Genomic DNA, 16,109 nt, shown 5'->3' on the forward strand with positions numbered 1-16,109 from the left:
CATAACGCCGTCAGTTTGAAAATCAAACCCTCCTCTACAGTGGGTGACATGGCCGCCCCCAAGAACCCGCGCCCCTGCTCCATCGCCGACGCCCTCGCACTCGTCGGCGAGAAGTACTCCCTGCTCGTCCTGAGGGAGGTGTGCCTCGGCAACCGCCGCTTCGACCAGCTGGTCCGCAACATCGGCGCACCGCGCGACGTCCTGGCCACCCGCCTGCGCCGCCTCGTCGACGCCGGGATTCTGACCCGGCGGACCTACAGCGAGCACCCGCAGCGCTTCGAGTACCGGCCCACGGAGGCGGGGCTCGAACTGGAGCCGGTCCTGATGACCCTCATGGCATGGGGCGACCGTCACCTCCGGAAGGATGACGACCGCCCCATGGTGATCGAGCACATCTGCGGCCACGAACTGGTCCCGGCCGTCACCTGCACGGCCTGCGGTGACCCGGTGCGCCACGAGGACCTGACGGCCCGCCCGCAGTCACCGGGCTGGACCGTGACGGGCCCGACGGCGGCCTGACCCGACAGCGCCTACGTCCCCTGGTAGACGTCCAGCCGCCCGCACATCCCGAACTTCCCGTACGCGGACGGCTGTTCGGCCCGCACGACGGCGTCCGCGAGATGCGAGACGTCGCCCCGCTCCAGCCGGTCGAGCTGCTCCCCGGTGGCCGTGGCCGCTGCCAGCGCTCCCCGTTCCCAGCGCTCGCGCCACTCCGCGAGCCGGGGCCGTACCAGTGCGGCGGCGGCCCGGTGGAACGCGGCCAGCGCCTCCGGTCCCTCCGCGTCGCGCAGCGCCCGGTAGCCCTCCAGGGCGAGATCGCGCCGGGCCCGGGCGACGCGTTCCTGCTCGGCCTCGGACGCGTCGGCCGGGATCGTGGTGACGGCCGCGTACGTCTCCGGGTCGGTGAGGTACCGCGGGGGCAGCGTGAGCACCGCGTCCCCCGCCTCGGGCAGACCGCTGTTCTGCATGAGGACGGTGATGCGCAGGCCGTCCTCATGGACGAGCCGGTGGACGGTGCCCGGCGTGAACCAGGCGACCGTCCCGACCGCGAGCGGTGTCACCTCGTACCCGGAGGCGGTGAGCGTCTGCACCGCACCGTGGCCGCCGGTGACGACGTACCCCTCCGAACAGGTCAGGTGCATATGGGGAGTTCCGCCGCACACGCCGTCGGGGGCGGGCCAGTCGTAGACCGACAGTCGTGAGACGGCGACCCCGCCGGGCAGTCCGGGGAAACCGCTCACCACGGGTGCGCCTCCAGATATTTGGCGATCTCCTCCCGCTCCCATGCCCCGTCGGCCACGACGACCCGGTAGCGGCGGGTGAGCGTGTCTCCGGGGGCCAGTTCCAGGTCGTCGTGGAAGGCGAAGGAGGGGGCGATGCCCGCGAAGGGCTCGTTGCGGACGAACCAGTGGGCGGGATGGGCGCCCCGGGCGCCGGACTCGTCGTTCTCGGGGGCGTGCGCGAAGACGACGGTGGCGTGGCCGTCGGTGCCGTCGTGCTCGCCGGAGAGGGCCAGCCAGGGGCCCTGGGAGCCCATCAGCCCGGGGCCCTCGCCGTCGGGGCCGATGATCCGGCCGTCGCGGAAGGAGCGCGGGCCCCGCCAGAACAGGCCCGTGTAGCCGGCCGCCTCGCGCCCGTGGGTGGTCGGACTGCCGAACCGCAGGGGCTCGTCACGGCGGTTGGTCACCGCGCTCGTCCAGGTCAGCGCCCACGAACCCGACTCCGTGTCGACGTCGTGGACCTCGATCCGGCGCCGCTCGTCGGCCCAGAGTTCACCGCTGTACGGGTGCCAGGTGAGCCGTTCCGCGATGACGAGACGTTCGGCGTCCGCGTCGGGGCGGACGCCGATCTCGTCGAAGGCGACATGGGCCATCGAGCCGACCCGCTCCGGGAGTTGGAGATACCCCTCGCCGTGAACGTATGTGTTGCCGCCCCACAGGTTCGAGCCCGACAGATGCGAGGCGGTGAACTGGAGGCCCTTGTGCCAGCGGTGGTCGTTGGGCCGGTAGTCCGTGACGACGTCACCGGCCAGGGTCCTGATCGGGTGGAGGTACGGCTTCGGCGCCTCCCAGGCGGCCTCGGGCCGGTACACATAGCTGAACAGCTCGACGCCGGTGGCCGGTTCGGTCACCGTGACACGGTCCCCGTGGGCGTGGACAATCCGCAGGCCGGTCACGCCGGCACCTCCTCGCGCGCCACGGGCGCCCAGCCGGGGGCGCCACCGTGCAGCGCCGTGTAGTACGGGTCTCCGGGGCCGATCTCGCCGGCCCGTACGGTCGTGTCCGTGAACGCCGACTTGTAGAGCGCGGTGATCAGCTCCAGGCTGGTGCGCCCGTCGGCGCCGCTGCTGCGCGGACGCTCACCGGCGCGCATGCTCACGACGAGTTCACGCAGCTGCTCCAGGTGCGAACTCGGCACGTCGGGACCGAAGTCCCGCCAGGCGGCGGCCTCCTCGCCCGGCACGTCCGGGGCGGGGGTGACGCGCCAGTTGTCGTTGCCGTGCCCGTAGAGGTGGGTCAGTTCGACGGTGGCGCGCTCGCAGTCGATGCGGATGCGGCTGACCTCGTCCGGGCTCAGCACGCTGTTCACGACGGTCGCCATCGCGCCGTTCTCGAAGCGGACCAGCGCGGTCGAGACGTCCTCGGTCTCCACGTCGTGGACCAGCCGCCCGGCCATGGCCTTCACCTCGCTCCACGGCCCGAGCAGATCGAGCAGGAGGTCCATCTGGTGGATGCCGTGTCCCATGGCGGGGCCGCCGCCCTCGGTCTCCCAGCGCCCGCGCCAGGGCACCGCGTAGTAGGCGGTGTCGCGGTACCAGGTGGTCTGGCAGTGCGCGACGAGCGGCCGCCCCATGGCCTGCTCGGCGAGCAGCCTGCGCACATGCCGGGTCCCCGACCCGAAGCGGTGCTGGAAGACGATCGAGGCGTACGGCCCGCCGGCCGTCCCCCGCGCCGGGCCCTCCTCGTCCTCGACGGCGTCGAAGTCGGCCAGCGACGGCACCGGCGGCTTCTCGCACCAGACCCAGGCCCCGGCCCGCAGCGCGGCGACGGTCTGCGCGCGGTGCAGGGTGGGCGGGGTGCAGATGGTGACGAGGTCGGGCCGCTGTTCCCGGAGCATCCGGTCCAGGTCGGTGTAGGCGTGCGGGATCCCGGCCTCGGCGCTGAAGGACGCGACGGCGTTGGCATCGATGTCAACGGCGGCGACGACCTCGGTCTCGCCCTCCTCGGCGAGCCGGGCGAGCGCCGGGAAATGGGACCCGCGGCCGATCGCACCGGCGCCGACCACGGCGGCCCGGACGCGTCGGCCGGCGAGCGGGGGCAAGGGCTGGAAGGCCCCGGGGTTGGTGGCGGGCGTGGACATGGTCGTGATCAGCACTCCTCCGGGACAGCGAGCGCATGCAGCAAGCGCTTTCCTCCGCTGCAACGTATGCGCCGCCCCCGCAGCAGGTCAACACCGGGAACCCGGAGTCGTCGGACCACTCGTGAAACCTCCGTACGCGGAATCGTCCGTCGGCGGCGAAACCTTCCGCCAGGAATCGTCCGACCGCCGCGACCTCCTCGCATCCGGAGTCACCCGCCGCCGTGAAACCCCTGTGTCGGGCCTGTCACACCGGGACGCTACGCTGCCCCTCACACACACCCGATCACCGCGCGTGGCGATTTGGCGTGTCCTTTGCCCCTCCACGATCAGCACTTGGACTCCGTAACTCCATGTCTTGGTTTGAATCCCTCATCCTCGGACTCGTCCAGGGGCTGACCGAATTCCTCCCCGTCTCCTCCAGTGCGCATCTGCGGCTGACGGCGGCCTTCTCCGGCTGGAAGGACCCGGGCGCGGCCTTCACGGCGATCACGCAGCTCGGCACGGAGGCGGCGGTGCTGATCTACTTCCGCAAGGACGTGGCCCGGATCCTCTCCGCGTGGTTCAAGTCCCTCACGAGCAAGGAGATGCGCCGCGACCACGACGCCCAGATGGGCTGGCTGGTGATCGTCGGCTCCATCCCGATCGGCGTGCTCGGCGTCACCCTCAAGGACGCGATCGAGGGCCCGTTCCGCGATCTGCGCATCACCGCCACGATGCTGATCGTCATGGGCATCGTCATCGGCATCGCCGACCGCCTCGCGGCCCGCGACGAGAACGGCGGCCGGCACCGCGCCCCCAAGCAGCGCAAGACCCTCGTCGACCTCAACGCCAAGGACGGCCTCCTCTACGGCCTCTGCCAGGCGATGGCGCTGGTCCCCGGCGTCTCCCGCTCCGGCGCGACCATCAGCGGCGGCCTCTTCATGGGCTACACCCGTGAGGCGGCGGCCCGTTACTCCTTCCTCCTCGCCATGCCTGCCGTACTGGCCTCCGGCGCCTTCGAGTTGAAGGACGCGGCGGAGGAGGGGCACGTGGCGTGGGGGCCGACGATGTTCGCGACGGTGATCGCGTTCGTGGTCGGTTACGCGGTCATCGCCTGGTTCATGAAGTTCATCTCCCACAAGAGCTTCATGCCGTTCGTCTACTACCGTGTCGCCCTCGGCATCGTCATCATCGCGCTGGTGACGGCTGGCGTACTGAGCCCGCACGCGGCGGAGTCGGCGGGCTGAGCCACCGGGCGCGGCCACCGACATCGCCGGCGCGCCGGCCGCGCCCAACTCGGCGATCTCCTCCCGGCGTTGCCCGTGACCAACCCCATACGGTCTGCGTAGCCGTCCGGTAGCGCAGTGTCAGTCCTTGCCCCTAGGCTGTTCGCATGTCCCCCGATTCCGTGGCCCCTGGTTCCGTGCGGTCCGCTGCCGAGGTGAACGAACAGATCCGGGCACTCTGGCTGCGTGCGGGCGGCTCCCTCTCCACCCAGGAGCGCGAGGAATACGAGCAGTTGGTGGTCGAGTGGGCCGCCGCGATCCGCGACGAGGTCATCGCCGCGGCCTGAGCGTTCCCCGGCCGGGCCCTGGGTGCACCATCACGCCGAAGTCCCGCGCGGGCCTGGGAGAACCACCGAATGTTCCCCGCCTTGTCTCCGCGCCCCTCTTGGCGCCGCCTCCTCCGTGGCCAACACTGAGCCGATGACGCAGCGTGTGGAACTGGCGATCGTGATGGACCGGCTCGCGGTGGACGAGGTGGTCACCGCCTACGCGGTGGCGGTGGACGACGGCGACTGGGAGGCGTACCGGAAGCTGTTCGCCCCGGACGGCCGTGCCGACTACCGGTCAGCCGGAGGGATCGAGGGGAGCGCGGAGAAGGTCGCCGGGTGGCTGGCGGAGAGCATGCGGCTGTTCCCGATGCGGCAGCATCTGATCGTCAACCGGCGGATCCGCTTCGGCGCCCTGGACCAGCACACCGACGACACCGCCCGCGTCCAGGCCGACTACGTCAACCCGATGCGCTTCGCCACGGACGACGACGGCGCGGGCACCTCCTCCACCGCACCGTCCACCGCACCCGACTTCGTGTGCGGCGGGCGCTACGCGTTCGGGCTGCTGCGCACCGACGACGGCTGGCGGCTGACCGAGGTCGTGGTGGAGGAGAAGTGGCGGCGCCTTCCCGAACGGCGTCCGGAAGCCGTGGTCCACTGAGACGGCCCGGACGGCGCCCACTGTGCGAGATCGTCCCCGGGACGCACACTGGAGCGACCAGCGGGTAGGGAGGTGCTGTATGAAGACCTTCGGCGACTGGCTCGCCTCTCCGTGGCGGCGTTCCCTGCTCGCCGCGCTCGCGGGCGCCCTGCCCGTGTTCGCGTTCCCCGCGCCGTCCCTGTGGTGGTTCGCCTACGTCGCGCTCGTCCCCTGGATCCTGCTGATCCGCTCGGCGCCGACCGGACGCCGTGCCGTCCACGACGGCTGGTCCGGCGGCCTCGGGTTCATGCTGGCGGTGCACAGCTGGCTGGTGCCGAGCCTGAGCGTGTTCATCGTGGTCATCGCCGGGCTGCTGGGCGCGCTGTGGGCGCCGTGGGGCTGGCTGGTGCGCCGCTTCCTGGGCGGTGTGCCGTCGCCGCGGCGGGGTGGAGCCGCGCTGCTGGTGCTGCCCTCGGGCTGGCTGATGGTCGAACTCGTGCGTTCCTGGCAGGGGTTGGGCGGCCCCTGGGGACTGCTGGGCTCCACCCAGTGGCAGGTGGAACCGGCGCTGCGGCTCACCTCCGTGGGCGGGGTGTGGCTGCTGAGCTTCCTGGTGGTGGCCGTGAACGTCGCGGTCGCCGTGCTGGTCGCGGTCCGTGAGGTGCGGGTGCCCGCGGTCGCCGGGCTCGTGGCGACCGCCGCCGCGACCTCCGCCGCCTGGGTGTGGTCGCCGCGCCCCGACGTCGACGGCGAGGTGCGCATCGCCGTCGTACAGCCCGGTGTCATCGCGGGCGACGACAGCGGTGTCCGGCGCTTCGACCGCGAGGAGCAGCTCACCCGTCAACTGGCCGGCCGGCACGTCGACCTGATCGCCTGGGGCGAGAGCAGTGTCGGCTTCGACCTCGCCGAGCGGCCGGACCTGGCCCGCCGTATCGCCGCCCTCTCGAAGGAGACCGGCGCCGACATCCTGGTCAACGTGGACGCCGAGCGCTCCGACAGGCCCGGCATCTACAAGAGTTCGATCCTGGTCGGCCCGAAGGGGCTCACCGGTGATCGCTACGACAAGATGCGGCTGGTGCCCTTCGGGGAGTACATCCCGTTCCGCTCGCTGCTCGGCTGGGCGACCTCCGTCGGCAAGGCGGCGGGCGTCGACCGCAGGCACGGCACCGAGCAGGTCGTGATGAGTGTGGGGCACGGGCTGCGGGTCGGGCCGCTGATCTGCTTCGAGACCGCGTTCCCCGACATGAGCCGGCATCTCGCGCAGGACGGCGCGGACGTGCTGCTCGCGCAGTCGTCGACGTCGTCGTTCCAGCACAGCTGGGCGCCCGAGCAGCACGCCACGCTCGCCGCCCTGCGCGCCGCCGAGACCGGCCGCCCGGTGGTCCACGCCACCCTGACGGGCGTCTCCGCGGTCTACGGCCCGAGCGGCGAGCGCATCGGCTCCTGGCTCGGCACGGGCGCGAGCACCACCCGGGTCTACGACGTCCCGCTCGCGCACGGCGTCACGCCGTACGTCCGCTACGGCGACTGGCCGGTGCAGGGCTCGCTGCTGGTCCTGGCGCTCGTGTGCGCCGGGGAGGGGATGCGGGCGGTCAGGCTGCGGCGGACCGCTCCGCGACCTCTCGTACCACCCGCTCGCACAGTTCATGAGTCGCCAGCGCGTCCCGGGCGCTGAGCACCTTTCCGGCGCGTACGGCGTCCAGGAAGGCGTGGACGACCTGCTCGATGCCGCGCTGGCGGGCCACCGGCACCCAGTCCCCGCGCCGCCGTACCGTCGGCTGGCCCTTGTGGTCGACGATCTCGGCGAGGTTGAGGACCTGGCGCTTGGTGTCCTGGCCGGACACCTCGAGGATCTCCTCGACGGAGCCGCTGAGCCGGTTCATCACCCCGAGCGCGGTGAAGCCGTCGCCGGAGAGCTGGAGCACGAGGTGGTGCAGCAGGCCGTCCTGGGTGCGGGCGCGCACGGTCACGTCCTCGACCGGGCCCGGCACCAGGAACCGCAGGGTGTCCACGATGTGGATGAAGTCGTCCAGGATCATCGCGCGCGGCTCCTCCGGGAGCCCGATCCGGTTCTTCTGCATGAGGATCAGCTCGCGCGGGTGGTCGAGACACTGCGCGTACCCGGGGGCGTGGCGGCGGTTGAAGCCCACCGCGAGCGACACGCCCCGCTCCTCCGCGAGCCGCACCAGCCGCTCGGATGCGGCGAGTCGGTAGGCGAGCGGCTTGTCGACGTACGTCGGTACGCCCGCCTCCAGCAGCCGGGTGACGATCTCGGGGTGCACGGCCGTGGGCGCGTGCACGAACGCGGCGTCGAGGTCCTGCGCGAGGAGCGCGTCGAGGTCGGTGTGCCGCTGCCCCGCCGGGAGGTGGAGGCCGTCGGCGACCTCGGCGAGGGTGGCGGGTGTGCGGGTCTGCAGGTGCAGTTCGACCCCGGGCAGTCCGCCGAGGACCGGCAGGTAGGCCTTCCGCGCGATGTCACCGAGTCCGATGCAGCCGACCTTCACGGAGCCTCCCTGGCGTGTGACCTGCGATACCTCCCGGAAGCATACGGCGGCTGATATCCGCTGGTGCGGGCGGCCGGAGCGGGCGAGGATGCGGGGATGACCATCGAACGCAGTGAACCGCCGACCACGGCCGACGAACGCACCATGCTGGACGGCTGGCTGGAGTATCACCGGCAGACCCTCGCGTGGAAGTGCGAGGGCCTGTCCGACGAGCAGGTGCGGACGGCTTCCGCGGAGCCGTCCGGTCTGACGCTCATGGGCCTGGTGCGGCACATGGCCGAGGTGGAGCGGAGCTGGTACCGCCGGGTCATGGCGGACGAGGAGCTGACCCCGATCTACTGCACCGACGAGGACCCGGACGGCGACTTCCATCTCACCGGGGCGGACAGCTGGGCGGAGGCGTACGCCACCTGGCAGGCCGAGATCGCGGCGGCGCGGGAGCAGGCGGCCCGGTTCACGCTGGACGACATCTCCCTGGGCAAGCACCGGCGCACCGGCGAGAGCTTCAACCTGCGCTGGATCCACACGCACATGATCGAGGAGTACGCCCGGCACAACGGCCACGCCGACCTGCTCCGTGAGCGGATCGACGGGAGCACCGGCGACTGACGTCCCGTCATCCGGAGCGGGCGGGCACCGTCCGTAAGGGGGCGGAGATCACCCGTGCGGGGCATCATCCGCTCGTCCGCTGTCCCTCACGGGTCCGAAACCAGCAGAGTTGCGCGGGTGCATCGAACGAGGACCACCGCAGCGCTTCTGGTCACCGTGGCTGTCTCGGCCCTCTCCGGCTGTATGACCGTCCAGCGGCCGGCGGCCCCCGCTCCCCCGGCGGCACCGTCCCAGGCGCCGGTGCCGCGACCGGACGGCAGCGCGTCACCGCAGGTCGTGCAGGCCCCGGCACGGGAGGCGCTCGAACTCATCAACCCGTCCCACCGCTCCGGACCGGCCGCCCGTCCCCCGCACCGCGCACCCGTCGCACCTCCGCGCACGGCCCAGGCGCCGGTCCCCCGAGTCCACCCGCAGCCCCGGCCGCAGCCCCATCCGCACCCGAAGCCGCACCACCCCCGGCAGCCGAGCGCGGACATCCCCGACGCGGTCAGGTCGGTGCCCAGGAACACGCAGGACGTCTGCGCCCTCGGCAGGAAGTACGGCGGCTGGCAGCCGGACAGCCCGCAGTCGGTCATCTGCGGTCAGACGTACGGGCGTTGAGACCCCGGACCGGCCCGCGGGGCCCACGGCCGCCGGACAGCCCGGCTCACGACGACCGCCACGACGGCTACGGCCGCTGTCTCGGCGGCCCCCACGACCCGCCCTCGCCCCCGCCCGGGCCCCCGTCCCCCAGCCGCAGCTCCAGCCGGCCGATCGCGGCCCGCACTCCGTCGCCGTAGCCGTCGTCGGCGAGGACCGCGCAGGCGCTGCGGGCCCGGCGGATGTGGGTGCGGGCGGCGTCGGGGCGGTCGAGTTTCACGTAGTCCGCGGCGAGGTTGAGGTGCAGGGAAGGGTAGAAGGCGCGGATCGCGGCCGTCCCTTCCCGACCGGCGTCCGCGACGGCGCCGGGGTCTTTGGAGTCCCGCGCGTGCCGTCCGTCCGTCAGCTCGTCCGCCGCCGACAACGCCCTGAGATCCCAGGCGAGTTCGTCGGTCGGGTCGTCCTGGGTGTCCGCGAGGTAGTGGGCCAGGGTGCAGCGGTGCAGCGGGTCGCCGTCCTCGCCCAGTTCCGCCCACAAGCCGAGCAGCCGCTCCCGGGCCTCCTCGCGGTCGCCGCCGTGGTGCAGCATGACGACCTGTCCGATCCGGGTCAGCAGAGCGTCCGGCGCCGCCTGCTCCTGTCGCTCCGCCACCGTGTCCTCCGCACTCGCCAGCCACCCTGACTGTCCCTGTCGAAGCTAACCGGCGGCACTGACAATCCCCGTCAGGCGGCCCCGGACCGGTCCTGGCGGGTGTCAGCCCAGGTTCGGGATGCGCCAGTCGATCGCGGTGTGGCCCTGCCGGGCGACGGCCTCGTCGATCTGGGTGAAGGGGCGGGAGCCGAAGAACTTCTTGGCCGACAGCGGGGAGGGGTGGGCGCCCTTGACCACGACGTGGCGCTCCTCGTCGATCAGGGGGAGCTTCTTCTGCGCGTAGTTCCCCCACAGGACGAAGACGGCCGGGTCGGGGCGCTCGGCGACCGCGCGGATCACCGCGTCCGTGAACTTCTCCCAGCCCTTGCCCTTGTGGGAGTTGGCCTCGCCGGAGCGGACCGTGAGCACCGCGTTGAGCAGCAGGACGCCCTGCTGGGCCCACGGCATCAGATAGCCGTTGTCCGGGACCGGGAGGTCCAGCTCCTCCTTCATCTCCTTGTAGATGTTCCGGAGGGAGGGCGGGGTCCTGACGCCGGGGCGGACCGAGAAGCACAGGCCGTGGCCCTGGCCCTCGCCGTGGTACGGGTCCTGGCCGAGGACCAGCACCTTCACCTGGTCGTAGGGCGTCGCGTCCAGCGCGGCGAAGACCTCCTCGCGCGGCGGGTAGACGGGACCCTTCGCGCGCTCCTCCTCGACGAACTCGGTCAGCTCCTTGAAGTAGGGCTGCTGAAGCTCGTCGCCCAGGACCCCGCGCCAGGACTCGGGGAGCATGGAGATGTCGGTCACGTCAACTTCCTTACGGTGTGCGGCGACTGCGATGCGGACGACCGCGCGGTGCGGTCGCCTCCATGCCCCAGAACCTACAGGCGGCCACTGACAACGGGGGCCGGAAGCCGGGTCACCAGCTGGTCTTGCGGTACAGCTCCCACATCATCATGATCGTCGACGGGTCGAGGGACTGCTCGCCGCCGGAGATGTCGTCGCTCGCGGCGACGTACTGCCGGCCCTGCCACAGCGGCAGCAACCGTGCGTCGTCCACCAGGATCTGCTGCGCGTCCTCGAACTCCTTGACCACGTCGGCCCGGTCGCTCTCCCGGCGGGACTCGGGCAGCAGCACGTCGGTGATCCTGGTCGACGGGTAGGGCGTGCCGAGCGCGTTCTGCTGCCCCACGAAGGGCGCGATGAAGTTCTCGGCGTCGGGGAAGTCCGGGGACCAGCCGCGCCCGAACACCGGGTACTCGCCCTTCTGGTAGCCCGTCACGTACGTCTTCCAGGGGCGGCTCTTCAGAGTGATCGTGAAGAGCCCGGAGTCGTCCAACTGCCGCTTGAGTTCCCGGAATTCGAGGGCGGTCTCGGAGCCGTAGCGGTCGCTGGTGTACCAGAGGGTGAGGGGGACGCGCTGGTGGATGCCCGCGTCGGTGAGGAGTTTGCGGGCCTTGGGGACGCTGGGGTCGCCGAAGTCGTCGAAGAAGGCGGTGGTGTGGCCGGTGAGGCCCTTGGGGACCATCGAGTAGAGCGGGTCCACGGTGTCGCGGTAGATCTTGTGGGTGATCGCCCCGCGGTCGACGAGCTGGGCCACGGCCTTGCGGACGGCGAGGTTGCCCGCCCAGCGGTCCTTGGGGTTGAACACCAGGTAGTTGATGTCGGTGCCGGAGCCGTCGACCAGTTGCAGGGTTCTGGACGCGCGGCCCTGGAGGGTGATGATGTCGTCGGCGCCGAGGCCCCGGTAGGTGACGTCGATCTGCTTGTCCCGCAGTGCCTTCACCATGGTGGCGGAGTCCTGGAAGTAGCGGATCGTCACCGCGTCGTTCTCCCGCTGGGCGAAGCCCTGGTAGCGGTCGTTGCGCACGAGCCGGGCCTGTTTCCCGTCGTCGTACGACTTCAGGGTGTACGGCCCGGAGCCGAAGACCTTGCCGTCCTCGCGGAGCGAGTGACCGGGGTAGTCGTCGGGGTCGACGATCGACATGGCGGGGGTGGCGAGCACGAACGGGAAGGTGGCGTCGGGCTTGTTGAGGTGGAAGACGACGTCGCGGTCGCCGTCCGTCTCCACCCGGTCGAGGCTGCCGAGCAGTCCGGCGGGTCCGCCCGCCACGTTGATCTGGCGGATGCGGTCGATGGAGTGCTTGACGGCCTGCGCGTCGAGCCGGTCGCCGTCGGCGAACCTCATGCCGGCGCGGAGTTCGCAGCGGTACGTGGTGTTCGAACCGTCCGTGAAGCGGCAGGACCTGGCCGCGTCCGGCTCCGGTGCGGTCGCGCCGGACGGGTAGGCGAGCAGCGTCTGGTAGATGTTCCGGAACAGCTCCCAGGAGCCGTCCCAGGACGCGGCCGGGTCGAGGGTGCTGGGGGCGCTGGTGGTCCCGACGACGATGGGTCCGCGGTCGTCGGAGTTCCCGTTCGAGAACACTCCGCATCCGGCCGCGAGGGATATCGACGCGATGGCCGCGCCCGCCCGCAGGCCTCGGTTCCGGTTGAACACGCGCTCGCTCCTCGATCCGCCGTACCAAGGGTCGGCAGACCGTACCGCAGTTCCGCGGCCTGGAACGGTGGTTCGGAAGAGGCTGTTGAGCAGGGATTTCATGACGACGTTGTCATTCGGCCGCGCGCGTTCTTTGTCCCGACACGGGCGCCGGTTCCGTCAAGGGAACAGTGAACGGACCGGCGCCCGGGCGGAGTCGGTCAGCCGACTCCGGCGTTGAGGAGGATGCCGCCGTCGACGACGAGGGTCTGGCCGGTGATCCACTCGGACTGGTCCGAGGTGAGGAACGCGGCGGCGCCGCCGATGTCGGACGGGACGCCGAGCCGGGCCAGCGGGTAGGAGGCGGCGGCCTCCGCCTCGCGGCCCTCGTACAGGGCGGCGGCGAACTTGGTCTTCACGACCGCGGGGGCGATCGAGTTGACCCGTACGCCGGGCGCGAACTCGTGCGCCAGCTGGAGGGTCAGGTTGACCATCGCGGCCTTGCTGACGCCGTACGCGCCGATGAACGGCGAGGCGGAGATCCCGGCGAGGGAGGCGATGTTGACGATGGCGCCGCCGTTGTCCTTCTGCCAGGCGTGCCAGGTCTTCTGGGCGAAGCCGAGGGCCGAGATGACGTTGGTCTCGAAGACCTTGCGGGCGACGTTCAGGTCGAGGTCGGCGATGGGGCCGAACACCGGGTTCGTACCGGCGTTGTTGACCAGGTAGTCGACGCGGCCGAAGGCCTCCATGGTGCGCGCGACGACGACGGCCTGGTGGGCCTCGTCGTGGGCCTTGCCCGCGACGCCGATGACGCGGTCGGCGCCGAGGGATTCGACGGCCTCCTTGAGGGCTTCCTCGCTGCGGCCGGTGATGCAGACCCGGTCGCCGCGGGCGAGCAGCGCCTCGGCGACGCCGTAGCCGATGCCCCGGCTGGCGCCGGTGATGACGGCGACCTTGCCGGAGAGTTCGGGGAGTTCAGGCTGTTCGGTCATGGTTGCGTGTTCCCTAGTTGAGCGGTCCGCCGGCGACGTACAGCACCTGGCCGGAGACGAACCCGGCCGCCTCGTTCGTGAAGAAGGCGACGGCGTTGGCGATGTCGTCGGGCTCACCGACGCGCTGCACCGGGATCTGGGTGGCGGCGGCGGCCTTGAAGTCGTCGAAGCCCATGCCGACGCGGGCGGCGGTGGCCGCGGTCATGTCGGTGGCGATGAATCCGGGGGCGACCGCGTTGGCCGTGATGCCGAACTTGCCCAGCTCGATGGCGAGGGTCTTGGTGAAGCCCTGGAGACCGGCCTTGGCGGCGGAGTAGTTGGCCTGGCCACGGTTGCCGAGGGCGGAGGACGAGGAGAGGTTGACGATCCGGCCGAAGCCCGCGTCGACCATGTGCTTCTGGACGGCCTTGGTCATCAGGAAGGAGCCGCGCAGGTGGACGCCGAGGACGGTGTCCCAGTCGGAGGCGCTCATCTTGAAGAGGAGGTTGTCGCGGAGCACGCCCGCGTTGTTGACGAGGATCGTCGGGGCGCCCAGCTCGGCGACGATGCGCGTGACGGCGGCCTCGACCTGGGCCTCGTCGGAGACGTCGGCGCCGACCGCGAGGGCCTTGCCGCCGGCCGCGGTGATCTTCTCCACGGTGTCCTTGCAGGCGGCCTCGTCGAGGTCGATCACGGCGATGGCGTGGCCCTCGGCCGCCAGGCGTACGGCGGTGGCGGCGCCGATGCCCCGCGCCCCGCCGGTGACAATCGCGACCCGCTGCTCAGTGGTGGACATTGCTGGCTCTCCTCGCCCTTGAGAAAATCTCGCCCTCGCGGCCCGCTGGTGAGCGACCGCTTAGTACCTTCGGCCTACGTGACGCTAGAAGCCCTGGCACTCGGTGTCAACGTGCGCGTGGCCCGGTGTGATCCATTACCTCACCAGCAGGTCGAGCAGGCGCTCCGTCTCGGCCGCCGGATCGACGGTGAGACCGGTGTGCACGGGCCCCGGCTGGACCACCGTGGACCGGGGCGCGATCAGCCACCTGAACCGCCGTCCCGCGTCGTCCGAAGCCGCCTGCCCGGCCGCCGCACCTCCCGCGCAGACGCCTTCCACGGCGCCGAGCGCGGCCCTGATCCCGGCCACGTCGGCGTGCGGGTCGAGAGCGAGCAGCCGCGCCTCGTCCAGATGGGTGCGGGCGCCGACGTAGGACCGGGCGCGGCAGTAGACGAGCACGCCCGCGTTGACGCACTCGCCGCGCTCGATGCGCGGTACGACCCGGAGGAGGGCGTACTCGAAGACGTCCCGGGTGTTCGCCTCGCTCGGGCGGATGATGTGGCGCTCGGTCACTGGAGTCCCTTGATGCGCTCGTGGAGGGAGGGCACGCGCGCGAGGAGGGGTGCCGCGTACGCCTCACGGAGGAGGTCGGGGGTGTCGAAGCCGGGTTCGCCGGCCAGCCAGGCGTCGGGGATCTCGGCGGTGACCTCGGCGAGGAGTTCCGCGGTGACCCGCGGTGCCAGGGTCTCGGCGGCCGTCGCGACGTCCGGGGTGAAGCGGGCGAGGGTGTGGTCGGCGGCGTCGTAGGGGCGGGCCGCGGAGGCCTGGGCGCCGGGCCAGTTGTGGTGCCAGATCATGGTGGCGCCGTGGTCGATGAGCCACAGGTCGCCGTGCCACATCAGCAGGTTGGGGTTGCGCCAGGAGCGGTCGACGTTGTTGACGAGGGCGTCGAACCAGACGATCCGGCCGGCCTCCTCGGGGCTCACGGTGAAGGCGAGCGGGTCGAAGCCGAGGGCGCCGGACAGGAAGTCCATGCCGAGGTTGGTGCCGCCGCTGGACCTCAGCAGTTCCTGGACCTGCTGGTCGGGTTCGCCGAGGCCGAGCACCGGGTCGAGGTCGAGGGTCACGAGCCGTGGCACCCGGAAGCCGAGCCGCCGTGCCAGCTCCCCCACGACGACCTCGGCGACGAGCGTCTTGCGGCCCTGTCCCGCGCCGCTGAACTTCATGACGTACGGCGCGAGGTCGTCGCCCTCGACCAGCCCCGGGAGCGAACCGCCCTCACGCAGGGGCGTGATGTAACGGGTCGCGATGACTTCTTTGAGCATCGCCCCAGATTACTGGTGCCGTGTCGGGCTTACCGGCGCCTGGTCAGGCCTTATGTGCGGCCGACAGCGGAACGACAGGGACGTTTTACGCGTTCCTGATCTCGATCAGGCCAAGCTCACGGCACCGTCTGAACGACGGTCGCCCGCACGTCGTACCCCTTTGCGAACCCACACATGCTTCCCATGGAAGGAACGTCAGCATGACCAGCGAATCGTTCGAACCCGTCACCACGCCGTCCCGTCGCACCGCGTTGGCGGCGGTCGGCGCGGCGGGACTCGCCGTCGCGCTGACCGCGTGCTCGTCCGACAGCGACTCGTCGTCGGGCTCGTCGAGCTCCAAGGACTCGGGCTCCGGCGACACGGCCGGCTCTTCCACCGCCCAGGGAGACGCCGGCGGCACCGAACTGGCGAAGACCTCCGACATCCCCGAGGGCGGCGGCAAGATCTTCGCCAGCCAGGGCGTGGTCGTCACCCAGCCGACGGCGGGCACCTACAAGGCGTTCTCGTCGAAATGCACCCACCAGGGCTGCGCGGTGAGCAGCATCAGCGGCGGGGCCATCGTCTGCCCGTGCCACGGCAGCGAGTTCTCCGTCACCGACGGCAGCGTCAAGAAGGGCCCGGCTACCCAGGGTCTGCCGGCCGAGCAGATCTCCGTGTCCGGGGACTCGATCACGCTGGCGTGACGGCCGATCGCTGACGTGACGG

The 16,109-nt window shown here is 71.3% G+C and carries 19 protein-coding genes; 8 read left to right on the forward strand and 11 right to left on the reverse strand.

The genetic code is table 11. The features are described 5' to 3' along the window. Positions 1-48 precede the first annotated feature (48 nt). The gene (locus ACIPTO_RS38065) at positions 49-519 is read left to right on the forward strand and encodes a winged helix-turn-helix transcriptional regulator (RefSeq protein WP_401199693.1); all 471 of its coding nucleotides are present in this window, start codon (positions 49-51) and stop codon (positions 517-519) included. 11 nt (positions 520-530) lie between these two features. On the opposite strand, the gene ACIPTO_RS38070 is transcribed toward ACIPTO_RS38065, so the two are convergent. The 3 genes from ACIPTO_RS38070 to ACIPTO_RS38080 are packed head-to-tail and all read right to left on the reverse strand — an operon-like array spanning position 531 to position 3,360. Then, positions 531-1,286 carry a cupin gene (locus ACIPTO_RS38070; RefSeq protein ID WP_401199695.1) on the reverse strand — a complete coding sequence of 252 codons (756 nt, stop codon included), beginning with the start codon at positions 1,284-1,286 and terminating at the stop codon, positions 531-533. Continuing rightward, on the reverse strand, positions 1,238-2,176 hold the full coding sequence (locus ACIPTO_RS38075) for a PmoA family protein (RefSeq protein ID WP_401199697.1): 939 nt from the start codon (positions 2,174-2,176) through the stop codon (positions 1,238-1,240). The genes ACIPTO_RS38070 and ACIPTO_RS38075 overlap by 49 nt, the downstream gene beginning before the upstream one ends. Then, positions 2,173-3,360: a Gfo/Idh/MocA family protein gene (locus ACIPTO_RS38080; protein WP_401199699.1), complete on the reverse strand. Its 1,188-nt coding sequence runs from the start codon at positions 3,358-3,360 to the stop codon at positions 2,173-2,175. Before ACIPTO_RS38080 ends, ACIPTO_RS38075 begins: the two co-directional genes overlap by 4 nt. A 350-nt stretch (positions 3,361-3,710) precedes the next feature. Between ACIPTO_RS38080 and ACIPTO_RS38085 the strand changes: the two genes are divergently transcribed. The 4 genes from ACIPTO_RS38085 (at position 3,711) to lnt (ending at position 7,209) form a co-directional block, all read left to right on the forward strand. Continuing rightward, complete coding sequence (locus ACIPTO_RS38085; protein WP_366322033.1) at positions 3,711-4,586, forward strand: undecaprenyl-diphosphate phosphatase; 876 nt, start codon at positions 3,711-3,713, stop codon at positions 4,584-4,586. A 146-nt stretch (positions 4,587-4,732) separates the two neighbouring features. Further along, positions 4,733-4,912 (forward strand): hypothetical protein, encoded by a 180-nt coding sequence (locus ACIPTO_RS38090; protein ID WP_366322035.1) that lies wholly within the window; start codon positions 4,733-4,735, stop codon positions 4,910-4,912. A gap of 133 nt (positions 4,913-5,045) precedes the next feature. Next, the gene (locus ACIPTO_RS38095) at positions 5,046-5,555 is read left to right on the forward strand and encodes a nuclear transport factor 2 family protein (RefSeq protein WP_401199702.1); all 510 of its coding nucleotides are present in this window, start codon (positions 5,046-5,048) and stop codon (positions 5,553-5,555) included. A gap of 79 nt (positions 5,556-5,634) precedes the next feature. Beyond that, on the forward strand, positions 5,635-7,209 hold the full coding sequence (gene lnt / locus ACIPTO_RS38100) for an apolipoprotein N-acyltransferase (protein WP_401199704.1): 1,575 nt from the start codon (positions 5,635-5,637) through the stop codon (positions 7,207-7,209). On the opposite strand, the gene ACIPTO_RS38105 is transcribed toward lnt, so the two are convergent. Continuing rightward, positions 7,127-8,038, reverse strand: coding sequence for a Gfo/Idh/MocA family protein (locus tag ACIPTO_RS38105; RefSeq protein WP_401199706.1), 912 nt, complete (start codon positions 8,036-8,038; stop codon positions 7,127-7,129). The two genes, lnt and ACIPTO_RS38105, sit on opposite strands and share 83 nt — an antisense overlap. 96 nt (positions 8,039-8,134) lie before the next feature. On the opposite strand from ACIPTO_RS38105, the gene ACIPTO_RS38110 reads away from it, so the two are divergent. Both ACIPTO_RS38110 and ACIPTO_RS38115 read left to right on the forward strand, forming a co-directional pair. Beyond that, the gene (locus ACIPTO_RS38110) at positions 8,135-8,647 is read left to right on the forward strand and encodes a DinB family protein (RefSeq protein ID WP_366322044.1); all 513 of its coding nucleotides are present in this window, start codon (positions 8,135-8,137) and stop codon (positions 8,645-8,647) included. 117 nt (positions 8,648-8,764) lie between these two features. Continuing rightward, positions 8,765-9,247, forward strand: a complete 483-nt coding sequence (locus ACIPTO_RS38115) for a hypothetical protein (protein ID WP_366322046.1) — start codon at positions 8,765-8,767, stop codon at positions 9,245-9,247. 67 nt (positions 9,248-9,314) lie between these two features. On the opposite strand, the gene ACIPTO_RS38120 is transcribed toward ACIPTO_RS38115, so the two are convergent. The 7 genes from ACIPTO_RS38120 to ACIPTO_RS38150 all read right to left on the reverse strand — a co-directional run bounded on the left by ACIPTO_RS38120 (position 9,315) and on the right by ACIPTO_RS38150 (position 15,404). Then, positions 9,315-9,878, reverse strand: a complete 564-nt coding sequence (locus ACIPTO_RS38120; protein WP_401199708.1) for a hypothetical protein — start codon at positions 9,876-9,878, stop codon at positions 9,315-9,317. A 102-nt stretch (positions 9,879-9,980) separates the two neighbouring features. Beyond that, a complete protein-coding gene (ung, locus tag ACIPTO_RS38125) occupies positions 9,981-10,664 on the reverse strand; it encodes a uracil-DNA glycosylase (RefSeq protein ID WP_366322050.1) in 684 nt (227 codons plus the stop codon). 112 nt (positions 10,665-10,776) lie between these two features. Next, the gene (locus tag ACIPTO_RS38130) at positions 10,777-12,354 is read right to left on the reverse strand and encodes an ABC transporter substrate-binding protein (protein ID WP_401199710.1); all 1,578 of its coding nucleotides are present in this window, start codon (positions 12,352-12,354) and stop codon (positions 10,777-10,779) included. A gap of 200 nt (positions 12,355-12,554) precedes the next feature. Continuing rightward, positions 12,555-13,325 carry an SDR family oxidoreductase gene (locus ACIPTO_RS38135; protein ID WP_366322054.1) on the reverse strand — a complete coding sequence of 257 codons (771 nt, stop codon included), beginning with the start codon at positions 13,323-13,325 and terminating at the stop codon, positions 12,555-12,557. A gap of 13 nt (positions 13,326-13,338) precedes the next feature. Continuing rightward, positions 13,339-14,100, reverse strand: a complete 762-nt coding sequence (gene fabG / locus ACIPTO_RS38140; RefSeq protein WP_366322056.1) for a 3-oxoacyl-ACP reductase FabG — start codon at positions 14,098-14,100, stop codon at positions 13,339-13,341. Between the two features lie 135 nt (positions 14,101-14,235). Next, the gene (locus ACIPTO_RS38145) at positions 14,236-14,652 is read right to left on the reverse strand and encodes a DUF3037 domain-containing protein (RefSeq protein ID WP_366322058.1); all 417 of its coding nucleotides are present in this window, start codon (positions 14,650-14,652) and stop codon (positions 14,236-14,238) included. Next, positions 14,649-15,404: a HipA family kinase gene (locus tag ACIPTO_RS38150; protein WP_401199713.1), complete on the reverse strand. Its 756-nt coding sequence runs from the start codon at positions 15,402-15,404 to the stop codon at positions 14,649-14,651. The genes ACIPTO_RS38145 and ACIPTO_RS38150 overlap by 4 nt, the downstream gene beginning before the upstream one ends. Before the next feature lie 200 nt (positions 15,405-15,604). Here ACIPTO_RS38150 and ACIPTO_RS38155 point away from each other — a divergent pair, with 200 nt between their 5' ends. Further along, positions 15,605-16,087, forward strand: a complete 483-nt coding sequence (locus tag ACIPTO_RS38155; RefSeq protein WP_366322062.1) for a Rieske (2Fe-2S) protein — start codon at positions 15,605-15,607, stop codon at positions 16,085-16,087. Positions 16,088-16,109 lie beyond the last annotated feature (22 nt).

The organism is Streptomyces sp. NPDC090083 (assembly GCF_044747445.1).
In the GTDB taxonomy this organism is placed as follows: Bacteria; Actinomycetota; Actinomycetes; order Streptomycetales; family Streptomycetaceae; genus Streptomyces.

What these genes read in the sequence shown, in the direction of transcription:
- ACIPTO_RS38135 (WP_366322054.1), bottom strand. Translation starts at nt 13,325, where the DNA reads ATGACCGAACAGCCTGAACTCCCCGAACTCTCCGGCAAGGTCGCCGTC.
- ACIPTO_RS38155 (WP_366322062.1), top strand. Translation starts at nt 15,605, where the DNA reads ATGACCAGCGAATCGTTCGAACCCGTCACCACGCCGTCCCGTCGCACC.
- ACIPTO_RS38085 (WP_366322033.1), top strand. Translation starts at nt 3,711, where the DNA reads ATGTCTTGGTTTGAATCCCTCATCCTCGGACTCGTCCAGGGGCTGACC.
- ACIPTO_RS38070 (WP_401199695.1), bottom strand. Translation starts at nt 1,286, where the DNA reads ATGGGAGCGGGAGGAGATCGCCAAATATCTGGAGGCGCACCCGTGGTG.
- ACIPTO_RS38110 (WP_366322044.1), top strand. Translation starts at nt 8,135, where the DNA reads ATGACCATCGAACGCAGTGAACCGCCGACCACGGCCGACGAACGCACC.
- fabG (WP_366322056.1), bottom strand. Translation starts at nt 14,100, where the DNA reads ATGTCCACCACTGAGCAGCGGGTCGCGATTGTCACCGGCGGGGCGCGG.
- ACIPTO_RS38065 (WP_401199693.1), top strand. Translation starts at nt 49, where the DNA reads ATGGCCGCCCCCAAGAACCCGCGCCCCTGCTCCATCGCCGACGCCCTC.
- ACIPTO_RS38095 (WP_401199702.1), top strand. Translation starts at nt 5,046, where the DNA reads ATGACGCAGCGTGTGGAACTGGCGATCGTGATGGACCGGCTCGCGGTG.
- ACIPTO_RS38080 (WP_401199699.1), bottom strand. Translation starts at nt 3,360, where the DNA reads ATGTCCACGCCCGCCACCAACCCCGGGGCCTTCCAGCCCTTGCCCCCG.
- ACIPTO_RS38090 (WP_366322035.1), top strand. Translation starts at nt 4,733, where the DNA reads ATGTCCCCCGATTCCGTGGCCCCTGGTTCCGTGCGGTCCGCTGCCGAG.
- ACIPTO_RS38150 (WP_401199713.1), bottom strand. Translation starts at nt 15,404, where the DNA reads ATGCTCAAAGAAGTCATCGCGACCCGTTACATCACGCCCCTGCGTGAG.
- lnt (WP_401199704.1), top strand. Translation starts at nt 5,635, where the DNA reads ATGAAGACCTTCGGCGACTGGCTCGCCTCTCCGTGGCGGCGTTCCCTG.